Origin of the sequence: Providencia sp. PROV156 (assembly GCF_028480905.1) — a bacterium.
GTDB lineage: Bacteria > Pseudomonadota > Gammaproteobacteria > Enterobacterales > Enterobacteriaceae > Providencia > Providencia hangzhouensis.
Genome location: NZ_JAMPPE010000057.1, coordinates 1 through 1,608, shown reverse-complemented (window position 1 = coordinate 1,608; position 1,608 = coordinate 1). Strand labels below are relative to the sequence as shown.

Annotated in this window: 2 protein-coding genes; both read left to right on the top strand. The window is 43.9% G+C overall.

The window, feature by feature from the left end:
* On the top strand, positions 1-539 hold a 539-nt coding region (aac(6')-Ib, locus tag PSF31_RS21015), incomplete at its 5' end, for an AAC(6')-Ib family aminoglycoside 6'-N-acetyltransferase (RefSeq protein ID WP_272683296.1).
* Between the two features lie 130 nt (positions 540-669).
* A complete protein-coding gene (locus tag PSF31_RS21010) occupies positions 670-1,500 on the top strand; it encodes an oxacillin-hydrolyzing class D beta-lactamase OXA-1 (protein WP_001334766.1) in 831 nt (276 codons plus the stop codon).
* Positions 1,501-1,608: the final 108 nt, after the last annotated feature.

Sequence of the window (1,608 nt, the reverse complement as noted above, 5' to 3'; positions counted from 1 at the left end):
ATTCCGTCACACTGCGCCTCATGACTGAGCATGACCTTGCGATGCTCTATGAGTGGCTAAATCGATCTCATATCGTCGAGTGGTGGGGCGGAGAAGAAGCACGCCCGACACTTGCTGACGTACAGGAACAGTACTTGCCAAGCGTTTTAGCGCAAGAGTCCGTCACTCCATACATTGCAATGCTGAATGGAGAGCCGATTGGGTATGCCCAGTCGTACGTTGCTCTTGGAAGCGGGGACGGACGGTGGGAAGAAGAAACCGATCCAGGAGTACGCGGAATAGACCAGTTACTGGCGAATGCATCACAACTGGGCAAAGGCTTGGGAACCAAGCTGGTTCGAGCTCTGGTTGAGTTGCTGTTCAATGATCCCGAGGTCACCAAGATCCAAACGGACCCGTCGCCGAGCAACTTGCGAGCGATCCGATGCTACGAGAAAGCGGGGTTTGAGAGGCAAGGTACCGTAACCACCCCAGATGGTCCAGCCGTGTACATGGTTCAAACACGCCAGGCATTCGAGCGAACACGCAGTGATGCCTAACCCTTCCATCGAGGGGGACGTCCAAGGGCTGGCGCCCTTGGCCGCCCCTCATGTCAAACGTTGGGCGAACCCGGAGCCTCATTAATTGTTAGCCGTTAAAATTAAGCCCTTTACCAAACCAATACTTATTATGAAAAACACAATACATATCAACTTCGCTATTTTTTTAATAATTGCAAATATTATCTACAGCAGCGCCAGTGCATCAACAGATATCTCTACTGTTGCATCTCCATTATTTGAAGGAACTGAAGGTTGTTTTTTACTTTACGATGCATCCACAAACGCTGAAATTGCTCAATTCAATAAAGCAAAGTGTGCAACGCAAATGGCACCAGATTCAACTTTCAAGATCGCATTATCACTTATGGCATTTGATGCGGAAATAATAGATCAGAAAACCATATTCAAATGGGATAAAACCCCCAAAGGAATGGAGATCTGGAACAGCAATCATACACCAAAGACGTGGATGCAATTTTCTGTTGTTTGGGTTTCGCAAGAAATAACCCAAAAAATTGGATTAAATAAAATCAAGAATTATCTCAAAGATTTTGATTATGGAAATCAAGACTTCTCTGGAGATAAAGAAAGAAACAACGGATTAACAGAAGCATGGCTCGAAAGTAGCTTAAAAATTTCACCAGAAGAACAAATTCAATTCCTGCGTAAAATTATTAATCACAATCTCCCAGTTAAAAACTCAGCCATAGAAAACACCATAGAGAACATGTATCTACAAGATCTGGATAATAGTACAAAACTGTATGGGAAAACTGGTGCAGGATTCACAGCAAATAGAACCTTACAAAACGGATGGTTTGAAGGGTTTATTATAAGCAAATCAGGACATAAATATGTTTTTGTGTCCGCACTTACAGGAAACTTGGGGTCGAATTTAACATCAAGCATAAAAGCCAAGAAAAATGCGATCACCATTCTAAACACACTAAATTTATAAAAAATCTAATGGCAAAATCGCCCAACCCTTCAATCAAGTCGGGACGGCCAAAAGCAAGCTTTTGGCTCCCCTCGCTGGCGCTCGGCGCCCCTTATTTCAAACGTTAGA

Excerpts from the sequence above, each read along its gene's own strand:
- PSF31_RS21010 (WP_001334766.1), top strand. The coding sequence starts at position 670 with ATGAAAAACACAATACATATCAACTTCGCTATTTTTTTAATAATTGCA.